The 21,170-nt window shown below is 45.8% G+C and carries 17 protein-coding genes; 8 read left to right on the top strand and 9 right to left on the bottom strand.

Annotated elements, in window-relative coordinates:
• Positions 1–141: 141 nt before the first annotated feature.
• Positions 142–1,626 (bottom strand): DUF3300 domain-containing protein, encoded by a 1,485-nt coding sequence (locus U1F02_RS03685; RefSeq protein WP_409988993.1) that lies wholly within the window; start codon positions 1,624–1,626, stop codon positions 142–144.
• 294 nt (positions 1,627–1,920) lie between these two features.
• Between U1F02_RS03685 and minC the strand changes: the two genes are divergently transcribed.
• From minC to U1F02_RS03655, 6 genes are all read left to right on the top strand, one after another.
• Positions 1,921–2,703, top strand: a complete 783-nt coding sequence (gene minC / locus U1F02_RS03680; RefSeq protein WP_409988992.1) for a septum site-determining protein MinC — start codon at positions 1,921–1,923, stop codon at positions 2,701–2,703.
• Between the two features lie 86 nt (positions 2,704–2,789).
• Positions 2,790–3,602, top strand: coding sequence for a septum site-determining protein MinD (minD, locus tag U1F02_RS03675; protein ID WP_409988991.1), 813 nt, complete (start codon positions 2,790–2,792; stop codon positions 3,600–3,602).
• Positions 3,602–3,859 carry a cell division topological specificity factor MinE gene (gene minE / locus U1F02_RS03670; protein ID WP_409988990.1) on the top strand — a complete coding sequence of 86 codons (258 nt, stop codon included), beginning with the start codon at positions 3,602–3,604 and terminating at the stop codon, positions 3,857–3,859. The genes minD and minE overlap by 1 nt, the downstream gene beginning before the upstream one ends.
• A gap of 90 nt (positions 3,860–3,949) precedes the next feature.
• On the top strand, positions 3,950–4,576 hold the full coding sequence (locus U1F02_RS03665; RefSeq protein ID WP_409988989.1) for a YceI family protein: 627 nt from the start codon (positions 3,950–3,952) through the stop codon (positions 4,574–4,576).
• A gap of 30 nt (positions 4,577–4,606) precedes the next feature.
• The gene (locus U1F02_RS03660) at positions 4,607–6,277 is read left to right on the top strand and encodes a di-heme-cytochrome C peroxidase (RefSeq protein WP_409988988.1); all 1,671 of its coding nucleotides are present in this window, start codon (positions 4,607–4,609) and stop codon (positions 6,275–6,277) included.
• 38 nt (positions 6,278–6,315) lie between these two features.
• Positions 6,316–6,861, top strand: a complete 546-nt coding sequence (locus U1F02_RS03655) for an RDD family protein (protein ID WP_409988987.1) — start codon at positions 6,316–6,318, stop codon at positions 6,859–6,861.
• 93 nt (positions 6,862–6,954) lie between these two features.
• On the opposite strand, the gene U1F02_RS03650 is transcribed toward U1F02_RS03655, so the two are convergent.
• The 5 genes from U1F02_RS03650 to U1F02_RS03630 form a co-directional block, all read right to left on the bottom strand.
• The gene (locus U1F02_RS03650) at positions 6,955–8,814 is read right to left on the bottom strand and encodes a TonB-dependent receptor plug domain-containing protein (RefSeq protein WP_409988986.1); all 1,860 of its coding nucleotides are present in this window, start codon (positions 8,812–8,814) and stop codon (positions 6,955–6,957) included.
• Positions 8,815–8,896: 82 nt separating this feature from the next.
• Entirely contained in the window at positions 8,897–12,175 is a 3,279-nt protein-coding gene (locus U1F02_RS03645; protein ID WP_409988985.1) for a hypothetical protein, read from the bottom strand.
• Positions 12,176–12,259: 84 nt separating this feature from the next.
• The gene (locus U1F02_RS03640) at positions 12,260–13,036 is read right to left on the bottom strand and encodes a DUF1080 domain-containing protein (protein WP_409988984.1); all 777 of its coding nucleotides are present in this window, start codon (positions 13,034–13,036) and stop codon (positions 12,260–12,262) included.
• 266 nt (positions 13,037–13,302) lie between these two features.
• Positions 13,303–14,202, bottom strand: coding sequence for a DMT family transporter (locus U1F02_RS03635; protein WP_409988983.1), 900 nt, complete (start codon positions 14,200–14,202; stop codon positions 13,303–13,305).
• Entirely contained in the window at positions 14,199–14,705 is a 507-nt protein-coding gene (locus U1F02_RS03630; protein WP_409988982.1) for a M48 family metallopeptidase, read from the bottom strand. The genes U1F02_RS03635 and U1F02_RS03630 overlap by 4 nt, the downstream gene beginning before the upstream one ends.
• A gap of 500 nt (positions 14,706–15,205) precedes the next feature.
• Between U1F02_RS03630 and U1F02_RS03625 the strand changes: the two genes are divergently transcribed.
• Both U1F02_RS03625 and U1F02_RS03620 read left to right on the top strand, forming a co-directional pair.
• Positions 15,206–16,669: an undecaprenyl-phosphate glucose phosphotransferase gene (locus U1F02_RS03625; protein ID WP_409988981.1), complete on the top strand. Its 1,464-nt coding sequence runs from the start codon at positions 15,206–15,208 to the stop codon at positions 16,667–16,669.
• A 46-nt stretch (positions 16,670–16,715) separates the two neighbouring features.
• A complete protein-coding gene (locus U1F02_RS03620; RefSeq protein WP_409988980.1) occupies positions 16,716–17,870 on the top strand; it encodes a hypothetical protein in 1,155 nt (384 codons plus the stop codon).
• A gap of 62 nt (positions 17,871–17,932) precedes the next feature.
• Here U1F02_RS03620 and U1F02_RS03615 read toward each other — a convergent pair whose 3' ends face one another.
• Genes U1F02_RS03615 through U1F02_RS03605 form a run of 3 tightly spaced genes read right to left on the bottom strand, consistent with a single transcriptional unit; the run spans position 17,933 to position 21,068 of the window.
• Complete coding sequence (locus U1F02_RS03615) at positions 17,933–18,709, bottom strand: glycosyltransferase family 25 protein (RefSeq protein WP_409988979.1); 777 nt, start codon at positions 18,707–18,709, stop codon at positions 17,933–17,935.
• A 32-nt stretch (positions 18,710–18,741) separates the two neighbouring features.
• Complete coding sequence (locus tag U1F02_RS03610) at positions 18,742–20,232, bottom strand: lipopolysaccharide biosynthesis protein (protein ID WP_409988978.1); 1,491 nt, start codon at positions 20,230–20,232, stop codon at positions 18,742–18,744.
• Positions 20,229–21,068, bottom strand: coding sequence for a glycosyltransferase family 4 protein (locus U1F02_RS03605; protein WP_409988977.1), 840 nt, complete (start codon positions 21,066–21,068; stop codon positions 20,229–20,231). The genes U1F02_RS03610 and U1F02_RS03605 overlap by 4 nt, the downstream gene beginning before the upstream one ends.
• Between the last annotated feature and the right edge of the window lie 102 nt (positions 21,069–21,170).

Below are 21,170 nucleotides of genomic sequence, written 5' to 3'. Positions count from 1 at the left end.
CTCGTTCGTGCAGGGGGATTTTTATAAAGCGCGTACTATAAAGAATACGGGTGGCAGAAGGAAGTTAAGCGGAAGTGAGGCGGCCCAAATGAAAAGAAAAAACCCCGCATTAAGCGGGGTTTTGCAGAAAGATATTTAAAACTATTTCGTATTATCGTCATTTTTTTCGCGAGAAAAGCGAGTGCGGTTTTGTAAGTTTTCTGAGCGACGTTCAAACTGCGCGCGGCCTTCAGCTTCGTTTCTGGGAGCTGGCATTTCCACTCTGGGTTGTTCCTGACGCTCAACGCGTTGGTTTTGTTCGCCAAAGTTGGGGCGCGGAGCTTCCTGCGGCCGTTGTTCTAGTCTGGAAAAATTAGGACGACGATCAGCGTCATCGGTCACAACTCGTTGTTCCTGGTTAAACCTAGGGTTACGACCCGCTTCTTCCGTGTTTTGGAGAGAGGGTGAATTATCTACCCTCGGTTGCGGGTTTTGATTTTGCACTCGTATACCACTTGTGTTGATGGTGTTTCCAGATTCGCTGCGCTCACCGCTCCAAGGGCGACGTTCGCGCAAGCTGTTCTCGCGATCCAGACGTTCGCGGACTTGCTCGGCGCGGTCGATGTGGCCGTTATTGCTACCGTTGTTCCAATTGTTGTCACCTCGATTATCGTGATCTCTTTTCCATCCGTCATTGCCACGGGGATTTGGATACCCACCTTGGTTAAACTGACGGCGATAATCCCGATCGTTCTCGCGTGATTGGTGATGACTTCCGTAGGTTTCTCGCAAATTGTTGTTGTAGTAGGCAACACCGTGTCTGTGTGCGGGGTCGTGGCGCCAATCGCGTGCATCGGCATGGCGAACAATCTCGCGCCCAGTATAGAAACGGGTTGTGCCTCCGTAATTGTAATGATCAATCACAACCACACGGCGGTCGCGCCAGCGGCATGAGCTGTAAAAATAGTTAGAGCCTAAATAGATGCTTGAGCCCCAATAAAAGCCGGACACATAGGTGTAACTGCTGGGATAATGCCAGTAAACGGGCGGATAGTCTGGCCACCACCAATTGCCGTAGACCACGCGAGTATCGTACACGGGAACATAAACGATTCGCTCTTGTGCAGGCTCAATCACAATGTAATCGTCATCACGCTCCACACTGATATGCTGAGCTTTTTCAAGATTGCCCGTTGCGTAGGCGCGTTTGCGCAGGCGCTGCACTGCGTCCATCACTGATTCTTCATCGCTTAGGAATGCGTCGCCCAAACGCTGAGTCCAGTCCACGTCTTCACTCATGCGCTTCAATACATCAGGAAAGGCCACTAAGGCTTTTACGCTGGGGTCCCAATCTTTGTTTTGGGCGAACTTGAGGGCGTCTTCTGTTTTAAGGTCTTTGTTACTGCGCACCCAGCGGTCGGCCTGAATAACTTCCAAAGGATAGGTAGACGCGATAAGTACCTGCGAGAGTAGTGCGTCTGGGTACAGGGCAATAGGGGCAAGCATTTGGTCGAGTTCGGCTTGGCTGAACTGGACATCGTCCCGGTTCGCCGCTTGGCTCACCGGCGTTAGGAGCAGTGGAATTAAGGTCAGCAAGACCAAGATGGTTTTGTGTAAGGGTGATGCCAAACTCACGGAGCGTTTCATGTTTTATCTCGTCTGATGTCCGGTTGACGGGCTTGCGATAACAACCGCAAGGCAAAGGCGTTAAGCCCGATGCGGGACACAAGCATTCCCGAGTTAGGCCTCAGACACCTTGGGTACTTTATAAGTTGCAGCGGCTTAATCCGGCCTGAATGGGTGCTGCGTTCTTGTGGTGCGGGATCATCCTTCAGGGCGCGTGAATCGGCAAGCGCTTTGTCTTGACTAAAACTACAGCAGCTTGATAATGGCGGCCTAAGTTAATTTATAAATAGATTGAACGCAGGCAGAGAGTTTCGAATGATAGATGTGAGTTTTCAGCTGAAGGGCAGTGCGCTGACAGTGGTGGTTCTGGCTTTAGTTGAATATAACCCCGAGACCCTCGCCACAGAGCTTAAAGAGAAAATTGATCAAGCACCGCATTTTTTTGTGAATTCACCTGTTTTGATTAGTTTTGAACGCTTGGAAAACCCTGAAAGCTGCAAGTCACTCATTACGAGCGCCGAGGGTTTACTCAAGATTTGCCGTAAGTTGGATTTGCAGCCATTGGGCTTTACTGCTGTGCCAGAGGTATTATTGGCGGGTGTTCAGAAAACCGGTTTGGCGATTTTGCCCACACCCTCTGAGCGAGCCTTAAAGATTCCAGCCGCACCTAAAGCCAAAGCGCCTGAACCTATTGTTGAAACCCGTGTTGAGACAGTGGTAGAAACCGTTGTAGAAACGGTGATTCAGGAACGTTTAGTGCAACGTGTAAGCCGCGTGGTGACTCGTCCTGTGCGGTCTGGGCAACAGATTTACGCCGAGGGAGCCGATTTAATTGTGCTCGCCCAAGTGAGCGAGGGTGCCGAGGTCTTGGCAGACGGCCATATCCATATTTACGGCACCCTGCGTGGTCGCGCTTTGGCGGGTGTAAAAGGCGATGAAAACGCACGGATTTTTTGCCAAAATCTGGAAGCAGAGTTGGTATCCGTTGCGGGTAACTTTATGTTGCAAGATGCACTGCCAAAAGAATTATTAAAAAAGCCGGTGCAAATTTCGCTTAAGGGCGAGAAAGTCGTTGTTGAGGCCTTAGTTAATGCTTAAGCCCTGAGCTTAAAACAGTTTTACACTCCATTTTAAAAATTAAAATTATTTCACTTTAAGACCATAGAAAATTTAAGGAGCCTACCTTGGCTAAGATCATTGTTGTTACATCAGGTAAAGGCGGTGTAGGTAAGACTACTTCCAGCGCAGCAATCAGTACAGGTTTGGCAATGCGTGGCCACAAAACCGTCGTTATCGATTTCGACGTAGGTTTGCGTAACCTCGATTTGATTATGGGCTGTGAACGCCGTGTGGTTTACGATTTTGTAAACGTAATTAAAGGCGAATCAAACCTCAGCCAATCCTTGATTAAAGATAAACGCACCGACAACTTGTATGTTCTGCCTGCATCGCAAACACGCGATAAAGATGCTTTAACAAAAGAAGGCGTTGAAGCCGTATTAACAGAATTGTCGAAAGATTTTGATTACATCGTATGCGATTCACCTGCTGGTATTGAGCAGGGTGCGCAAATGGCTCTTTACTTTGCTGACATCGCAATTGTGGTTACTAACCCGGAAGTATCTTCTGTGCGCGACTCAGATCGTATCATTGGTATTCTGCAATCTAAATCGCGTCGCGCTGAACAAAACCTTGAGCCAATCAAAGAACATTTGTTACTGACTCGCTACAACCCAACGCGTGTTGCGGCGGGCGAAATGTTGAGTGTGGGTGATGTTGAAGAGATTTTGGCAATTCCATTGCTCGGCGTAATTCCTGAGTCGGAAGCTGTATTGAAAGCGTCTAACCAAGGTACACCGGTTATTCTGGACGAAGAAACTCAAGCCGGCCAAGCTTATAACGATGCGGTAGACAGATTGTTAGGTAGCGATCTTCCTCACCGCTTCCTTGAAGCAGAAAAGAAAGGTTTCTTAGCGCGTTTGCTGGGAGGTAAATAGTGAGTCTTCTCGATTATTTTCGTAAAAAGGGCACGCCCACATCGGCGGCCACCGCAAAAGAACGTTTGCAAATTATTGTTGCACACGAGCGCAATAAGCGTAATTTGAAACAGCCCGATTTCTTACCGCAAATGCAGCAAGAAATTATTGCGGTGATTCGTAAGTACATTCATATCGAATCTGATCAAGTAGTGGTGAATTTGGACAACACCGACAATTGTTCTGTGTTGGAACTTAATATCACTTTGCCGGAATAAGTCTGGGTTACGTCTGATGAAAGGAAGGTTACCTTGGGTACCTTCCTTTTTTTTCGCATGTATTTTGTTATCTGGCTCGAGAGGCCGCTTATGGTTATTCGTAAAAGTATCAGCCTAACAATCGCAACACTCATGTTGGCGTTATCCCTAAGCGCTTGCGGTTACCTTATTCAGCCTAAAGTCAAAACCGGTATTGTGAATCTTAAGCCGGGCTCTTACCAAATCGACCCTCAACACACGAGTGTGCTGTTTAAAATCAACCATATGGGTATGTCTACGTTTGTTGGGCGTTTTAATTCCAGCGACGCTTCGTTGGAGTTTGATCCTGCTCATATGGAAAACGCCAAGTTATCTGCTGTAATTAACATTGCGAGCATTGATGTAAATAATAAAGATCTCGAAGAAACCTTGCGTGGAAGCAGTTGGTTTGATACTGAAAAATATCCCCAAGCACTGTTTGAGACAACCAGTGTTCAACTGGTAGATCAAACCCATGCAAAATTTACCGGTAATTTAAACTTGCACGGAGTAAGCGCTCCCATAGTGTTGGATGTTGCTTTTAATGGGGGCGGCGAAAACATGCTAACGGGACGTTATACCATTGGCTTTACGGCGACAACACATTTTAAACGCTCGCAATTTGGAATTGATTATCTTGTTCCTGCAGTAGCCGACGAAGTTAACGTAGAGGTATTCGCGGAGTTTCAAAAGCGCTAGTGACAACTTCACTTTCAATGAAGGGATGATATGAAAAAGAAAAGTTATAGGTTGCTTAAATGGTTGCTGTTCTTACTTCTCTTCGTGCTTGCGATCTTTTTTATATTGCGTTACTTACGGCAAGACCCTTTCGCTCCCGATGCTCACTCTGTCGTGACGCGCGATGGCGTCACCTATTTAGGGCAGGGCTGGGGAATGGAAGAGCGACAACAATTATCTTTCACTTCCTTTGGTTCGCGCATTATTGATTACAGTTGGTTTGTTGCTTTGGAAATGGCAGAGAACGAACAATTCTTTCGCGATAATGCGCATATGGCTGATCTCGGTTTTATTCCAGATGTGGCAAATAAATTTAATCCGGATGGCTTACCTGTTGGCGTTGTGCGTGACAGTGATGACAATGGAAATCAATGGGTAGGCTTAACCTGCGCTGCTTGCCACACAGGTCAGCTCACGATTAACGGTAAGCCTATTCGTATTGACGGCGGCCAAAGCTTAATTAATTACACCCAATTTGAAACAGAGTTACTGGCGGCCTTAAAGGCAACCATTCAACAACCTGAAAAATGGCAGCGCTTTATTTCGCGGCTGCAGAAACAAAAAAATATCGACGCGCAAGCTGAGAAGAAAAAAATCCAAACGCGTATTGAAGAACTGCACACGCGTTACGCCATCAATGCAACGCAAGTACCCTACGGTCATGGACGTTTGGATGCCTTCGGGCAAATATTTAATGCTGTGGCAGCGGAAGCTTTAAACATTCCGCAAAACGCACGTTCTCCAGATGCGCCAACCAGTTTTCCTGTGCTGTGGGATGCATCGCATTTGGATGTTGTGCAGTGGAATGCTTCTGCACCCAACATGGAGCCCGGCCCTCTAGCTCAAAACGCAACAACAGCACTTGCTGTTTACGGAACAGTCGATGTACCAGGGCACGATAAAACTTATCCTTCCAGTATCCAAATTACAAATTTGTGCTTTATTCAGCGCAAATATTACAAACTGACCTCACCGCAGTGGCCAGAGGATTTGGCTGGCCATCTGGATAAAAAAATGGTGGCAAAAGGCGAACAGATTTATCAGCAACAGTGTGTGCGGTGCCATAGCCTTGTGAATTCAAATGATCCAACACGAAAGCTATCAGCAGTTTTAATTCCCGCATCAGCAGTCGGCACAGATCAGCGCATGGTAAATAACTTTACGGAAGGCTCGGTTAAAACAGGCGTATTACAAGGCAAGAAATCTTTTGTTTTTGCGGGAAAAGAAATTCAATCGGAAGCAACCCGGTTGGATGTTGTAATGCATGTAACAGCGGGTGCTCTAGCGCATCATCCATGGGACTCTCTGGTTGCACTCGTCAACGAATTTGCGTTAAACAATAAAAGTCCCGCAGATTCTTCTATTCGCTATTATAAAGCACGCCCCATTAACGGCATTTGGGCTTCTGCACCTTATTTGCATAATGGATCTGTGCCAACGGTTTACGATTTATTCTTACCATCCGCAGAGAGACCAAAGCAATTTTTTGTGGGGAATCGGGAGATTGATCGAGTAAAAATAGGTAACCAAACCCTTGAGATGCCTAACGCCAGTTTATTTGATACAGGCTTACCCGGTAATTCCAATGTAGGGCATGAATACGGAACGCAATTAATTGAGGCAGATCGCATGGCTTTGCTCGAGTATATAAAAAGCTTATAGTGCGTTTTTATTAATAATAAATAAAAGGAGTGCTAAAAATGCAATGCGGAAAATGTGGAGCGCAGAACCCGGAACATGCAAGCTATTGTTCGGCTTGCGGTAATTCTTTGGCTTTTTCTGGTTTTATGGGTGAGCAAGTTGTTTATAAAAACTACGCCGGTTTTTGGAAACGTTTTGGTGCACTTGTTATTGACTGGATGTTGCTATCAATTTTAAACGGAATTTGTATCGGCCTTTTTGCGTTAAGCTTTGGCGCAGCAATGTTTTCAGGCGGCTTGGGAGCAATTCCGTTCGGCGTAACCATGGTGTTTGGTTTTTTCACGCTTAGCTTGTGCTTGAATTGGCTCTACTACACGCTGATGGAATCATCCACTAGACAGGCCACACTTGGAAAAATGGCGCTCGGAATTGTGGTAACAGATAATGACGGCCGCCGCATTTCATTTGCCCGCGCTAACGGCCGTTATTGGAGCAAAATTCTTTCCGGATTTTTTATGTGCCTAGGTTATATCATGGCGGCGTTCACGGCTAAAAAGCAGGCACTACACGATCTTATTGCGAGTACGCTGGTGATTGATGCGTGATTGAGTCTAATCAAATAGAAAATAAAATGCTCTTACATAAAAAAGGCTCCTATTTAGAGGAGCCTTTTTTATTTCGCACATTTCTATGGGTTCTTAGAACTGATAATTAGCACCAATAAATCCTGTACGACCTATCGCAGGGAAGCCAATATCGTTCATATAGTCGTTGTCAGCAAGATTTTCTACGCTGAGGTTAACCGTTAATTGTGAATTGACTTTCCATTTTGCGCCAAGATCAATGCGATTGTATTTATCTAAAGTTTCAATCACGGTATCGCCCGTGTAACGGCTTGCGGCGAGGCGATCATCTACCCAAATATAATTTGCATTGAATTGCCACTGCTCGTTAAGGTTGTAGGTTGCAGTTGCACCGGCTTTCACTTGTGGTCTACCTAGCAGAGGATTTTCTGCATCAATATCCGCGTAGCTTGCGTGCGCGCCGAGTTGCCATTGGTTATCTTGCGTGTGCCAATGAACTTCAACTTCAGCGCCTTGTGTATCCACGCGTGAGCGGTTTACGTTGGTGAACAACTCGCTATCAAAATCAATTAAATCCAGGTATGTATTTTTGAAGAAGCTGAGGTTGAAGCGGGTGTTATTTGCTGCCCATTCAAAACCTGTGTCGCGCGTGGTTGATCTTTCTGGTCTTAAGTTTTTGTTGCCCACCAATGGGTGACCCAGTGCAAGGAAGCTTGGTAATTTAAAACCCTTTCCTCTATTTGCAAACCAACTTAAGTTCTCGGTAATTTGATAGCGCGCACCGATTTGCGTGCTTTCTTTTGGTTTCATATTTTCCGCGTCATCGCTGCGCACGCTTGCCTGAACTAAAAGGTTTTCATTGAGGTAGGCGTTGATATTGACGAAAGCGCTATCGATTTTGCGATCCAAACTAAAATCTGTTGGAATCTTAAAGCCATAATCCAAATAGCCTTTGCTATCGCCAGATTCTTGTTTTCTTTCAGCACCGATATTTGCCCACACGGATTTTTCATTACCGATGGTGTTAACCCAGCTGAAATTTTCGCGCGTGAAATCTGTGTCTGCGCCATTGGCTGGAACTGCATCGAAAGGGAGGATGCCGGGCGATGTTAAATTTTCCTGGCGGTTAAACCAAGAAGCTTGCAGCTTGCTACGCCACAGATTGTTTATTTGCCATTGCCACGCCAAGGCCGCGTTTTGATCGGTGAAATCGCTGCGATCAAGGTCGCGCAATTGTGCGAATAGAGAGCCGCCGCTTTGTTCGGGGAATGTGGTTTTCTTACCATCAAAATAACGATAAGAAAAATCCAGAGTATGCGCGTCGTGTTTCCAATCGAGTTTTACCAAGGCTTCTTTATTTTCTGCGCTGCTACCTTCAATCGGCTCACCAGCATCTTTGCTTTGTAATTTCACCGCGTAACCAACATCATTAACGCTGCCCGTGCTGGTAATACTTGCGGTTTTGTAACCATCTTCACCTGCTGCTACAGCAAGATTGGTCTGTGCAGTTTTGGTGGGTTCAATCGTAATAATATGAATTACACCAGCGAGTGCGTCTGAACCATAAACAGCAGATTGCGCGCCGCGAATAATTTCAATGCGTTTAACAGAATCTATATTGATGTTGTTTACATCAAATGCGCCGCCGCGTGTATTGGTTGGGTCGTTAAGTTGTACGCCATCTAATAAAACCAATGTGTGGTTTGCTTCTGCGCCGCGCAATGCAATTGCAGTAAGGCCGCCCGGGCCACCTTGTTCTTCAACCCAAATGCTGGGCACTTGGCGTAGCGCATCGACCAAACTGTGGCTACTCAATGCAGCTAATTGTTCTTGGCTGATAACAGTGACTGAGGAGGCGAGTTGCTCTGAGGTAACGGGGCTATAAGTGCCGGTGACTATAACTTCGTCGGTAGCTGCAAATGCCTGTGCGGCAATAAGTGTGCTGATAAGGAGGGGGAGTGCTTTTAACTTCATGCGATAACCTTCATTTAAAACGGTGCATAAAAAAATGGCCACTTTTTAGGGTGGCCATAAAAAAATCATTTACAACATTGTATTAATTCTGTTTCGGGAATTTATACAAAGTGTAATAGGCCTGCAGTTGCGCGGGTGCTGCATCTTTAAACAAGTTTTGGTTGTTTAAATTGATGTGATAAACGCGCGCTGTTTGCTGCGGATGAACAGAAGCATGACCGAGTTCTGCCAAGCTTATTGTAATTTGTTTGCGATCTGCACTGATACTGATGTTTGTAATTCTTTCCATAGCTTTACCTAACTCATCAGAACCGTAGTCGGGCGCATCGCGGTAGGTCCATGATTCCACCGAAAGCAATGTTTTTAATTGCGCAGCATCAATATTGTCGCTTAAAGGTTGAGTCAGTTGCACGGCGAAACCGGAACTGGTCGCATGTGTACTGTGAATCGCAGGCGCAACGGTTTTGCCATCCCACACGATGCGTTGCATGCTTGCAACATGGCCGCCTTTTGCTTGCCAGCCGCGACCTGTTTGCCCGAGTAACAAACTGCCATCAGGTAAAAATACGGGGCGCATAACACCGGATTCAAGGTTGTCGATGAAAGGCATTACGCTACCTTGTTCTACGCCATCAACAACTTCTGTATTAATGCGCAACAAATTTGATTGCGTTTGATCACCAATAAGCATTTCGCCAGCATAAGGGCCGAATTTTCCTTTGGTGGTATCCCACACTGGGTTGCCCGGTGAGTTAGCAACTTTATTGTGCGGTAACAAAATAGGTGGCATTGGGCGAACGTCCGCAAATTTTGGCCATTGAATTTCGGGCGAGTCTGGCGTCATACCCGGTAAATCAATAAGGCTTGATGGATGACCATAAAATTTATTGTGTTCAAGTACAAAAATTTTAGAGGTACCCACATATTCACCTTGGTTGTCGGAATACCAGAGGCGACCATCTGGACTCAATGCCATACCTGCCGGACTGCGCAAGCCATTTGCCCAAGGCGTAAATTTCGCAACATCATTTTTATTATTAGGTTCAACACGAATGCTCCAGCCAGCGAAGCCGCCACCGCTGCCCATATATTTTCCGCCTGCGTTGTAAGCGGAGCCATCACTACCATCGGCAAGGTTTATGTTGATGTAGTAAGCACCGTCTGCGCCACGCACAGGGCCATGCATGTACGAGTGATAATTGCCGTGGTAAGAGTGTGCATCGAACAGCGTTTGGTAATTATCTGCTATGCCATCACCATTGGTGTCGCTAATACGAGTGAGTTCGGCTTTTTGTCCTGCTACAACAACTAAACCTTTTTTATCTTCAACAACGACACCCAAGCTATCGAAAGTACCTTCCGCAAATAACTGCCATTCACTTTTGCCTGATTTGTCTTTTACCAATCGCCAAATACCTGCAGTGCGTGTTGCCACTACGATAGTTCCATCTTCGGCAATCGCAATACCTAAAGCTTCAAACAATTGTTCGCGGCCAAAGTTATCTTTAGGTGGGTAAAAACTTTCGATGGAATATCCGGCTGGCATATCGGCCTTTGATTCAAGTAAGCGCAGTGCTTGTTTGCGATTATCAAATGTCGATTTCGGCGCGTGCCATACGTTACTTGCCAGTGCAATTTTTGCATTCAAAGTTGCGTTAATTTTTCCGGCTGGCAATTTCCAAACGCCGTTAGTGATTGTTCCTTTTGTTGTCTGAGTGTCAGTTAAAGAGCTGGTGTTAATCGCAAATGATTGCTCGGTTTTTAAATCGCCGGTCACATTAACTTTAACGGCGCCATTCGCATCAAATGTGGTTTGTACCGCAAGCACGTTTTGGCCAACACGGTAACGGAAGCTTGGTGCTTGGGTTTTATCTTTTGAGTTACGCGTGTAGCCTAAAAACTGCGCATCGACAGCGGCGAGCATATTGAGATGATCTTCTTTGCTATTCCACGATTTTTTAATCGTGTCCACATCACCAAATTTTGCATCCTTAAATGAAAAATCGATGGTTGCGCCAGAAGCATTTAGCGGAGCAAATAAATATTCTTTATCGCCCAAACTAATTTCACGGCTTTCGTAACCGGTCTTTAAACCTTTGCCACCGCGATTGGTAAATTCACCGGTCATGTCCAGGAATCCACCTTGCCAAATTTTGGCGATGGCAAGAATGCGTGGGTCAAACGAATAATTCACACCACTTGCGGTACCTACGTGAATAGCCCTGCCTGAAACGCCGGCAATGGGGCCGCGTTGGATGCGTACTTGATCATCCACCAACAACTGCAATCTGTCGTCAATAGGATTGTATTTTTCAACAGGGCCTTGTTTCATCAATTTCACAACGGGGCCACGATTTTGCAGATCGTTCATTGTTGAAAGATAGGCGCCTATAGCGTTGATCTGCAGATCGCTAATCACTTGCGCGTTGAAGGGAGGCATTACCGGTGGATAAGCTTCGCCTTTTTTAGCGCCTTTCTCCGCTACAGCAAGTTGCTCCGTAGGCGTGCGAATGCTGCGGTGTAAATATTCGTTGTTAGTTTTTACGGTGAAACGGTGACCTTCGCCGCCTTCAACCACTTCGCGTGCACGTGGCTCGCGGGTGAACAAGCCGTAGAGGTTAGGGCCTGTCGTTACCGTTGGGTCGTCTTTAATCGTTGAATGGCAAACGTTACAACCAAAGGATTCAAAACTTTCTTTACCTAACGCAACGTAATCAACCAATTCATTTTCGTTCGTTGCGTCGCCACTTTGCGCAGGTGGAACAATTTGCGCGTAATCTGCGGGTTCAACTTTAAAGTTGCGGAAAGCGAACTGACCTTTGTTGGCAAGAATGCTGGTCACGCCTGCATCGCTTTCCCAAGCAGTGAGGGCGTTTTCGGCGTAGGTGTCGATCAGCTTGTTTTTGGCGACTACTTCACCATTAACACGAATTTCAACAAACATCGCTTTTTGAGCTTTTTCGCTGGCTTCGTTAAAGCGCGGTGCGCGGAATTTTACGCTCAGCGTTTGCCATTCGTTGTTTTTGTTTTTCAACTCAACGGGATAGTGACCGTGCAAAAATACGCTTGCGGTAGAACCTTCGGCCACTAAAAATTCCATGCTTAAGACCGTATCGCCGAAATAATATTTGCCGACTAAGTGTTTGCTTTTGGTGACATCACCGGTATTGACCAAAATAGTGTTAAGTTCAGCTTGCGGCTTTTTATCGATCTGGAATTTTTTGCCCACTGCGCTGACGGCTGAAGCGCTTGTCCATTCCGGGCTTTCTTTAAATGCGGTTATGGGGTTTTCTGCGGTGGCGGCGAAGGCGCAAGAGGTAAAGCTGACGAGCGCAACGCCAAATATTTTAGAGAAAGACATGATCTTAGCTCTCATAGTGATTATTAAAAATAAGCCGCAAACTCCAAACAGGAGTTGCGGCGCGAGAAAGAAAATGAGTGTTGCTTAAAGTTTTCTAATCCAAATATTGCGGAAGCTAACGGGGTTGCCATGATCTTGCAGGCGTAATGGCGCGCAGCCGTGAGCGGTGTAAACAGGTTTGCCGATCCAACCGGTGGCGCCCTGAATTTCAACATTGTTTTGCACCAACACGCCGTTTAATAAAACCGTTGCGCGGCTGGGAGAGATGAGTTTTTTGTCATCGCTAAATTTGGGAGCGGTAAAAATAATGTCGTAGGTTTGCCACACGCCAGGAGCACGGGTTGGGTTCACCAAGGGGATGTGTTGTTTATAAATGGAACCGGCTTGGCCGTTCGAATAAGTTTTGTTGTTGTAGGAATCCAATACTTGTACTTCATATTGTTCCTGCAAAAAAATGCCGCTGTTGTTGCGCGCTTGGCTGGTTAATTCTTTGCCGTCATCACCGGTCACTTTAGTCGGTGTCGCCCATTCAACGTGCAATTGCACATCGCAAAAAGATTCTTTGGTTTTGATATCGCCAGTTTTGGGCACCACGGTAAAGCTACCGTTTTGTACGCTCCACTTTGCATCGCCGCCTTCAACCGCTTGCCATTGGCTGAGCGATTTACCGTCGAATAATACGATTGCGTCCGATGGTGGTGTGTTTTCGTTTGCGGTGACCACGGGTGGAACTGGCGACCAAACTTCGGTGGCTTCCGCCAATTTCCAGTCTGGAATTTTGCTGGAGCTGCTGGACGCTGCAAAACTGGTTAGGGGAAGGGTGGCGATAATCGCAAATGCGAGGGGCTTAATGTTTTTCATAGGTCTCTCGTTTTAGGCAAATGTTATGGAATGGTGGTTATTTTTGATCGATTTAAGGATGCGTGACCGCGCGCTCCCAGTATTATTGAACTTCTAGATGTAACCGATCTTATAGGTCGGAGCAAAAAGTAGCGCGGATCTCGGCCGATTAACAGATAAGAAAAGTTAACTTACTTATCACAACTATATGATTATTCATCAAAACGCCCCAGTTAGGCTACTAAAACCGAAGCTTGATCATTTGTTAGTCAGGTGACTTGTTTTTTCTACTTCTTCCCGTTCTTGCCTACCAACACAACTCCACCGATGACCAGCGCGGCACCCACAAGCTGTATCAGGCTTATTCCTTCATTTAGTACCAAGGCTCCAAGGAAGAGCGTAACTATTGGGCCGAAGGTGCCAAGGATCGCTGCGCGCCCGCTACCTATTATCCGAATTCCCTCGTTCATCAAGAAAGAGGGAATAACCGTGCAGAAAAATGCCAACGCCAGTGCAAGACCATAAACTGCCATAGGTTGATGAATACTCTGTACGCCTTCAATAGCGAGATTATGGCTAATGACGCCTACACACGCAGACAACATTCCGTAAGCGGTAAAACGCAGGGAGCCGACCTTGGGAATCATGTCACCGGCGAGCACAACGAAAACAGCAAAGGTAATTGTGCTCAAGAGCACCAAGCCGCTGCCCAAGGCGGTCGTTTCCCATGAGTTCCCAAGTTTTACGTCATTAATAAAAACCAGCAGCATGCCTGAGTAGGCAATCGCCAAGGCGATCTTTTCAATGGATGAAATTTTCTTGTGTTGGACAAAAGCCAGAATCAGCAGTACCAGCGTTGGGTACACATAAAGAATCAATCGCTCCAACCCGGCTGATATGTATTGCAACCCCATAAAATCAAACAGGCTGGAGATGTAATAACTGAGCAATCCCAAGCCGATGATTTTTCCAACTTCCGCTTTGGTGAGAGAGGTCTGTTCTTGTGTTTGCAGCCAGATAGCGACGCCTGCGTAAAAGGGCAACGCGAACAGCATGCGTAACATTAGCAAAGGAGTTGCTGTGACGCCGTATTGATAGGCGAACTTAATCAGAATTCCTTTGGCGGCGAAGCAACAAGTACCCAGCACCACGCATAAAACACCTTTGGTGTAATGTTCCGGCTTCACGAATAAAGTTCCCCATATAAATCCAAATGGGTTAAATAAAGCCGCAAATCAAATTCGTATTGGTGGTAATTAGGCTCCATATGCCTGCATAACTGATAAAAACTTTTGTTGTGCTCTTTCTCGCGGAAATGCGCAAGCTCGTGAACAACAATCATTCGTAGAAAAGCTTCTGGGGCAACGCGAAACAGGCTGGCAATTTTAATTTCATTGACAGTTTTGGTTTTGCTGCCTTGAACGCGCGTAATGTAATGGTGTTGGCCAAGCGCGTGTTGAATGACTTTAATTTTTGAATCGTATTGAACGCGAGCTAGAGGCTGAGCTTTGCTCATGAATTGGTTTTTTAATGCAAGGCTGAATTCGTAAAGTTGTTTATCTGTACGTATTAAGTGGCACTCTGGGTATTTGCGTTTAAGCAGCTCGCCCAAGCGACCCTCATCAAGAATTTGACCAACTTGCTGGAGAGTTTCTGCAGGGTATCCCGTTAGGTATTTCAGTCTTGTCATTCGTTGCAAACTCAATCTGCAGATTCATGTTCATTGGCGCAATTTGGTGCGAACGCCTAAAGCTGGTGCAGTATAGCGTTTAAATTTGCACTGTTAAATCCTGCATTGTGCGTTTAGATATGCACGCTATGACGTGATTCGTCGTGTGCTGATTGCGAATCAGTCTGAAAATTCTTGAATTTTTCATTCAAATGACATGATTCCGTGCAGAGTTCTCAATTTGAATTCGCGGCATTGCTTTATGTTCGGAAGCGAACAAATTAGCAAAATGCAATTCGGTAGAGTGGCCTTATCTTCTGGCACCAAAATGCTAGCGGTGCCGTATTTTTTGTGTGTTTAAAAAACTGCAAAAAATGTTCTGTGTTAAAAACTTGCTGAAAAGTTTTTAAAGCTCGGGCGTGTTGCGCTTCGTCATTGAGACGATTAGCAAGGAAAAGTCGTTGTTGTCTGTAACAGCAAAACATCACAAGTGAACTGCTATTGCTGACGGGAGGTAATAAATGAACAGTCCTATCAAGCCAAAGGGGCCTTTGTACCCCACAAATTTATCCGATCAACCACAGGTTATTCGTCTGCATCATTCCAAAATTCTTGCGCTTTTTCGTGCGCTGGATGGATTACTTATTTTAATCATGCTTTGGCTTGTGTTGCGCGTTTTGCAGATTGAATGGGGTAGCGCTTACGCAGCGCTTGCAATGGGGGCTGTTATTACCTTTGGCTTTTTTGCAGAGGGTAACGAGATTTATTATTTATGGCGAGGTTATTCGATGACCAGCCTGGCCTCACGTATTGTTATCGCTTGGCTATTAACGGCCATGATGATTTTACTTGCGTTTTCAACATTAATTTCGTTTAAAAAACTTGAGCTCGAACCTGTGATTTTGTGGTTGACACTCACACCGGAAGTGATGATCGCTATGCATTGGGCACGGCGAGTTATTCTCGCAAAAATAAGATCGAATCCTTCTGAGCCACGGCGTGTGGCTATAGTCGGTGCAAATGATTTAGGTGCACGAATGACTAAATCCATTGCAGATACACCGTGGCTCGGTTATCGCGTAGTTGGATTTTACGATGATCGCATCTCCGGTGAGCAAGACGATCGCCGCATCGACATGAGTTCGCACGGGGTGCCGGTGAGTGGTGATTTGGACCAGCTCTACACAGACGCTCACGCGGGGAAAATTGATATTGTTTTTCTAACGTTGCCCATGCGTGCGGAGTTTCGCATTCATTCTGTTATCAACCGGCTGGCCGACACCACAGTGACTCCCTATGTTATTCCCGATGTATTTAATTTCGATTTACTGCATTCGCGCTTGACGTGCATTCAGGGGATTCCTGCATTAAGTATTTATGATTCGCCACTGGTCGATAACAGTCTGGTAAAACGGTTAGAAGATTTAGTGATCGGCCTTGCAATGTTGATCGCCTTGGCGGTACCCATGATGATTATCGCGGTGGGCGTGAAACTCACTTCCAAAGGCCCCATTTTCTTTAAACAAACGCGTTACGGAATGCGCGGCGAACACATTAAAGTGTGGAAATTTCGTTCCATGACTGTGTGTGAAGATGGGGATCATGTGACTCAGGCAAAAAAAGGTGATATGCGTGTGACTCGATTTGGGAATTTTTTGCGTCGCACGTCGTTAGACGAATTACCCCAGTTGTTCAATGTGCTCTCTGGAAGTATGTCGCTAGTGGGGCCTCGTCCCCATGCGGTTGCGCACAACGAATATTATCGCGGACAAATTAAAGGCTATATGCTGCGTCACAAAGTAAAACCCGGCATAACAGGGCTTGCCCAAATTAACGGTTACCGCGGTGAAACGGAAACTCTGGATAAAATGTCTGGGCGCATAGCTTACGATTTGGAATACATTCGTAACTGGTCTTTATTGCTCGATTTGAAAATTTTGTGGGGAACCTTGTTCAAAGGTTTTGTTGGACAACACGCTTATTAGCAATCTCTATTTGGTTTAGTCATCGGAATCCACAAAAGGAATGTGAATGAAGAAAAAATACCCCATTAAGTTCTTTGTTGCCGCAAATATTGTCGCTGTACAGGTTGCCTATGCGGCTGATGAAAAGCCATTTAACGTCAATCTCTCTGCGCAGGGAATCTGGGACAGCAATTTTTCCCGCAGCCCGCTGAACGATTCGGAGCAGGGGCTTTTATCTTCCGCTGGTTTTCGCTTTGATGACAAGATTGGGCGTCAGCGCCTGATTGCCAAGTGGGACATTCATCGTTACGAATACAATGATCATCCGGATTTTGATGCGACCACAGATGCGGGGCAGTTAAGTTGGAAGGGCGCGTTTGGTAGCAAGGTCACTGCAGACATTGATTTTCTGCGCAATTCTTATCAGGTAGACAGGTTAGAATTTTTTGGTAAAGACATAGTTACTCGCGATGATCTCTCGGCGCGTTTTGGTTACGGAACTGAAAGCCGTTTGTCTTTTCACGCGGGGGCGCGCAAATCAGAACAAGAGCATTCCAATGAAGGTCGTCGCGCGCTCGATTTTGACGAAAAAGAAGGCTTTGCTGACATAGGTTTTCAAACCAATAATAAATCGACCCTTTTTTTACGTTATAAATCCGGTGAGCGAACCTATAGCCATTGGGTTTCAGATACACTTGATACGGCGTTTGCTGATCTTGATTTTGATTATCGGCAGCTCGAATTAGAAGCGCAATGGGCGCTATCTTCCAAAACAACTTTATCGGCATTGGTTGCGCGTTTTGAGCGTGATGGCGCCATTAATGATGCGCGCGGCTCAGTCGTAAATATTGGCGTAGATTGGCGTGTGACAGAGAAAGCCTGGCTAAAAGCTGGCTACACACTTGCAGAACCCGCGTTGGGCGAGACATCAGATTCTGCTTCGCGCATCAAAACATTTTCGTTAAGTGCGCAGTGGCAATTTTTGAGTAAATGGGGTTTGGGGTCTGCTGTTGCTTACTCTGTTGTGGATTATGAGCATTTACCGCCGGAATTCGTTCGCCAGGAAACGGCTTACACTGTTTCGCCTGTGACCCTGACATTTGATTCGGGTCACCATTGGAGGTTGCGCCTTGACTCAGGGTGGCGAAAAAACGAATCGCCGATTTTTGTGCGCGATTACATAGCTCGCCAAATCAACGCAGGCATATTTTTTTACTATTAAATTCTGCAGTTTTGCTTTAAATCTAATGAGGCTAAGCCAAGGCATTAATCTAATGTCTTGGCTTAAAATTCAATTCGCCTATAACCGCTGCAGGAACGGTAAATCGCCGTTAACAATGTTAGCGGTGAATAGCGTCTGATCTTGCTGGTAATTCCTGCCACTGAGCCCGTGTCGAACTCGATATTGCTGGAAAATTTTACTTTGCCTTCAGCGAGATGTTTATCTTGCGTGCAAAGTGCAGGGCAGAACTGAAGAATTCGCAGATCACGCGCAATAACGGATTCGTCGAAGTGGTAAAGCATTACGTCTGCGGGCTCGTGGTATTTTTCTGAAAGCGCCACTAATCGTTGTGCCGTAGTGCGGCTGATGATGTAGGCACCGGCACACCAGGAGGTAGATTTAACCGGGTGAAGTTGGCGGCTTTTATATTTCAACAGAGGTTGTGCCAAACGAACGCGGTTGGTAGATGTCTCCAATCGAATAATATCCGTATTGCGCGGAATCCAGGTGTCGCTTTGCAATACGTGCTTCAGGTCGTCGGACACGTGGATATCGTCTTCGAAAACGGCACAGTAATTTTCCCGCCCCTCAGCAATTCTTTTCCACACATTGTAATGGCTTAAAAAGCAACCCATTTGTCCTCGTAACCAAGGTTTGGTTTTTTCGCGGTTAAAGTTGCGCGGGCGCTTGCTCATAAATTGTTGATATTCATCTTCGCTAAGCACTCTGCCATCTACCGCCGCTATTCGCTCGAATGGAATTCCCAATCTGTTAAAGTTTGCGCGGAAGAATGCGAGACGGTGCGTGTCTTTATCAAGATTGATTAAATATGCTTTCACTTTATGCTCCTCCAACAATAGCATTTTTAAAATCAGGTTAATTTAATAAACCGTTGCAGGTTTCCCAGCAGTGGTTTTAATTTTACGGGCGCCAAATCTATAGTTTCCTTTAGAAAAATTCGGGTTTCCTGTTTAAATACAAAACCTATGCTAAAGGCGTAAACGAGAGCGCCCAGAATGCACAGCGTTGTAAGTGCAAATGGCAAGGGAAGGTGGTTTGTTAAACTCATTTTGGTAACAAATACAAACGCAAGCATAATGACCGAGCACACAAAAGGAGGCGCTGCAACCTTGAGCACTTGGGTAATGCTCACTGCGTAAACACGTTTAAAGTAGTGAAGGCTAATAAATAAGCTCAGGTAACTTCTGAGCGAAAAGGCGAGCGCGGTAATTACAAGGCCGAAGGGAATTGCAACCAACCCCAGTAAGCAGTTAGCTGCGAAGTTAATCACTGCCAATATCATAACCAAATGAGAGTTGCCGCTGGCCGTCAAGACTGCGTTGATTTGCTGGCTAATCACCATTGGTGCAATCCCCAAGGCAAGCGCTGTCATAACATAACCGCTCATTGCCCACTTTTCGCCAAACGCGAAAATGATAAATTCAGATCCCACTGCCGCCGCACCAAAAAAAATCGGGAAAGTGATATAGGAACTCATGCGCAGAATTCGCATTAAGCCCGCTGCTTGCTGATCGCGTTTTTCAATGCGCGAGAGCGCGGACAAAATGGTAGTTTCAAGTGGCTTTAACACCACATCTTGCAGGATATAAAGTGCTCTTCCCCCAACACGAAAAAAACCCAGTGCGGCCGGCCCCATAAGAATACCAACCATAATTTCAAAAATTCTGGAACCTATGTTTCCAATAATTTGCGCACCCGTAAGGGGTGTGGAGAAATTCAGAATTTGTTTAGCGCATGCAATAGAGTAAACAAAGTTTGGCATCCACCGCGCTGAACTTATGGTGATGTAACTAATCAGGAATTGACAGAAAACCTGTTGCCATACCAGCGCCCATACACCGTAGCCTTTAAGTGCCAAATATATTCCAAGCACACCTGAGGCCAAGCTCCCGATAAGGGTTCTGATTGCGATAATGCGAAATGAAAATTCGCGCTTTAATTTTCCTTCGTGTACCGCTTTCAGCCCCTCCATAAAAAATATAATGGATAATACTTTTAATACGGGTGCAGCTTGCGGTGCGTAGTAATGCGCGAGTAAAGGCGCAGCGATAAACATAGTCAGGATGGTGACTGCGATTGAAAAACCCACATTGAGATAAAAGCAGGTTGATGCGTAGGTGTTATCCCAATCTGCGCGTTGAATAACCGCTTGCGAAATACCTGCGTTCACCATTAGCTTGCCAATTTCAACCACAATTAATGCGAATGCAACCAAACCAATTTCTGTTGCGCTCAGGAGACGTGATAGTACGATAAAAATAATAAAGCTGATGATGCTATTGCCGCTGGCGGCAAGGCTCATCCACGCTGTACTTCGGCCAAGGTTGTGTTTAAGGTTCATGTGCGTAGCGCTTGTTTTGAGCGAGGTGTAATGGGAAAAAGCTGGCGATAAAATCTGAGTGTTGCCACGGCTATCTTGTCCCAATCGTAGTTTTCCAGGGGGCATGCTTTTCCGTAGTCTTGTAACGCAATATGTGCAAGCGCATTTTTCAGGGTGTTCGCCTCAAGCTCTTCCGCGTAGCTATAAACCCATTTGCGCCCCAGCTCTTGTTGTAAAGAAACAAAGGCACCTATATGCGGTGCTATGACGGGCTTATTAAATGAAAGTGCCAACAATAGCGCGCCCGAATTCAAAATAGACCTATAGGGCAAGACAACAGCACTCGCAGCGCTTAAAAAAATATGAAGCTTATCGTCTGGAATAAACTCGAGGAATAAATAGATGTTGGGATTTTTGGCGTAATCGATTAAGCGCTCTTTTAATTCTGGCGAATCTGTATCTCCCGCAATAACCAGCACATAACCCGCTAAGCGCGCTTGATTAAAAACAGCCATTAAATAATCAATGTTTTTGTAGGGCTTAATCATTCCAAAAAAAAGCAAAACTTTTTTATTGGGCGGTAAGCCTAAACGCTGTTTGGCCACATGTTGCGGAATAGGTGCAGGGTAGGATGTTCGGTAATGCCCGTGAGGAATAATGGCATAGCTTATTTCTTCGTCATATTGGTAATGAGTGAAAAAACTCGCCTTGCTTTCCTCGCTCATGAAAATTAATCCATCGCAGTGTTTGGCGAACCAGCGCATGAAAAAGTTGGAGAAGTTAAGGCGGTAAGCGTCGTGAGGAACTACATTATGTACTGTCCAAACCAGCTTGCTGCCCTTTAACTTAATAGCCATTAAAATCACGGCCAATAACAACGACCGCTGTAAACATCTGGCAAGGGTTCTTTGGTTTATGTAACCGTCCGGCCAATGAAAATGAACTATATCGAACTTTTC

The organism is Cellvibrio sp., from assembly GCF_046347455.1.
In the GTDB taxonomy this organism is placed as follows: Bacteria; Pseudomonadota; Gammaproteobacteria; order Pseudomonadales; family Cellvibrionaceae; genus Cellvibrio.
The sequence above is the reverse complement of the archived record's forward strand: the minus strand, read 5'-3'. Positions and strand labels throughout refer to the sequence as shown.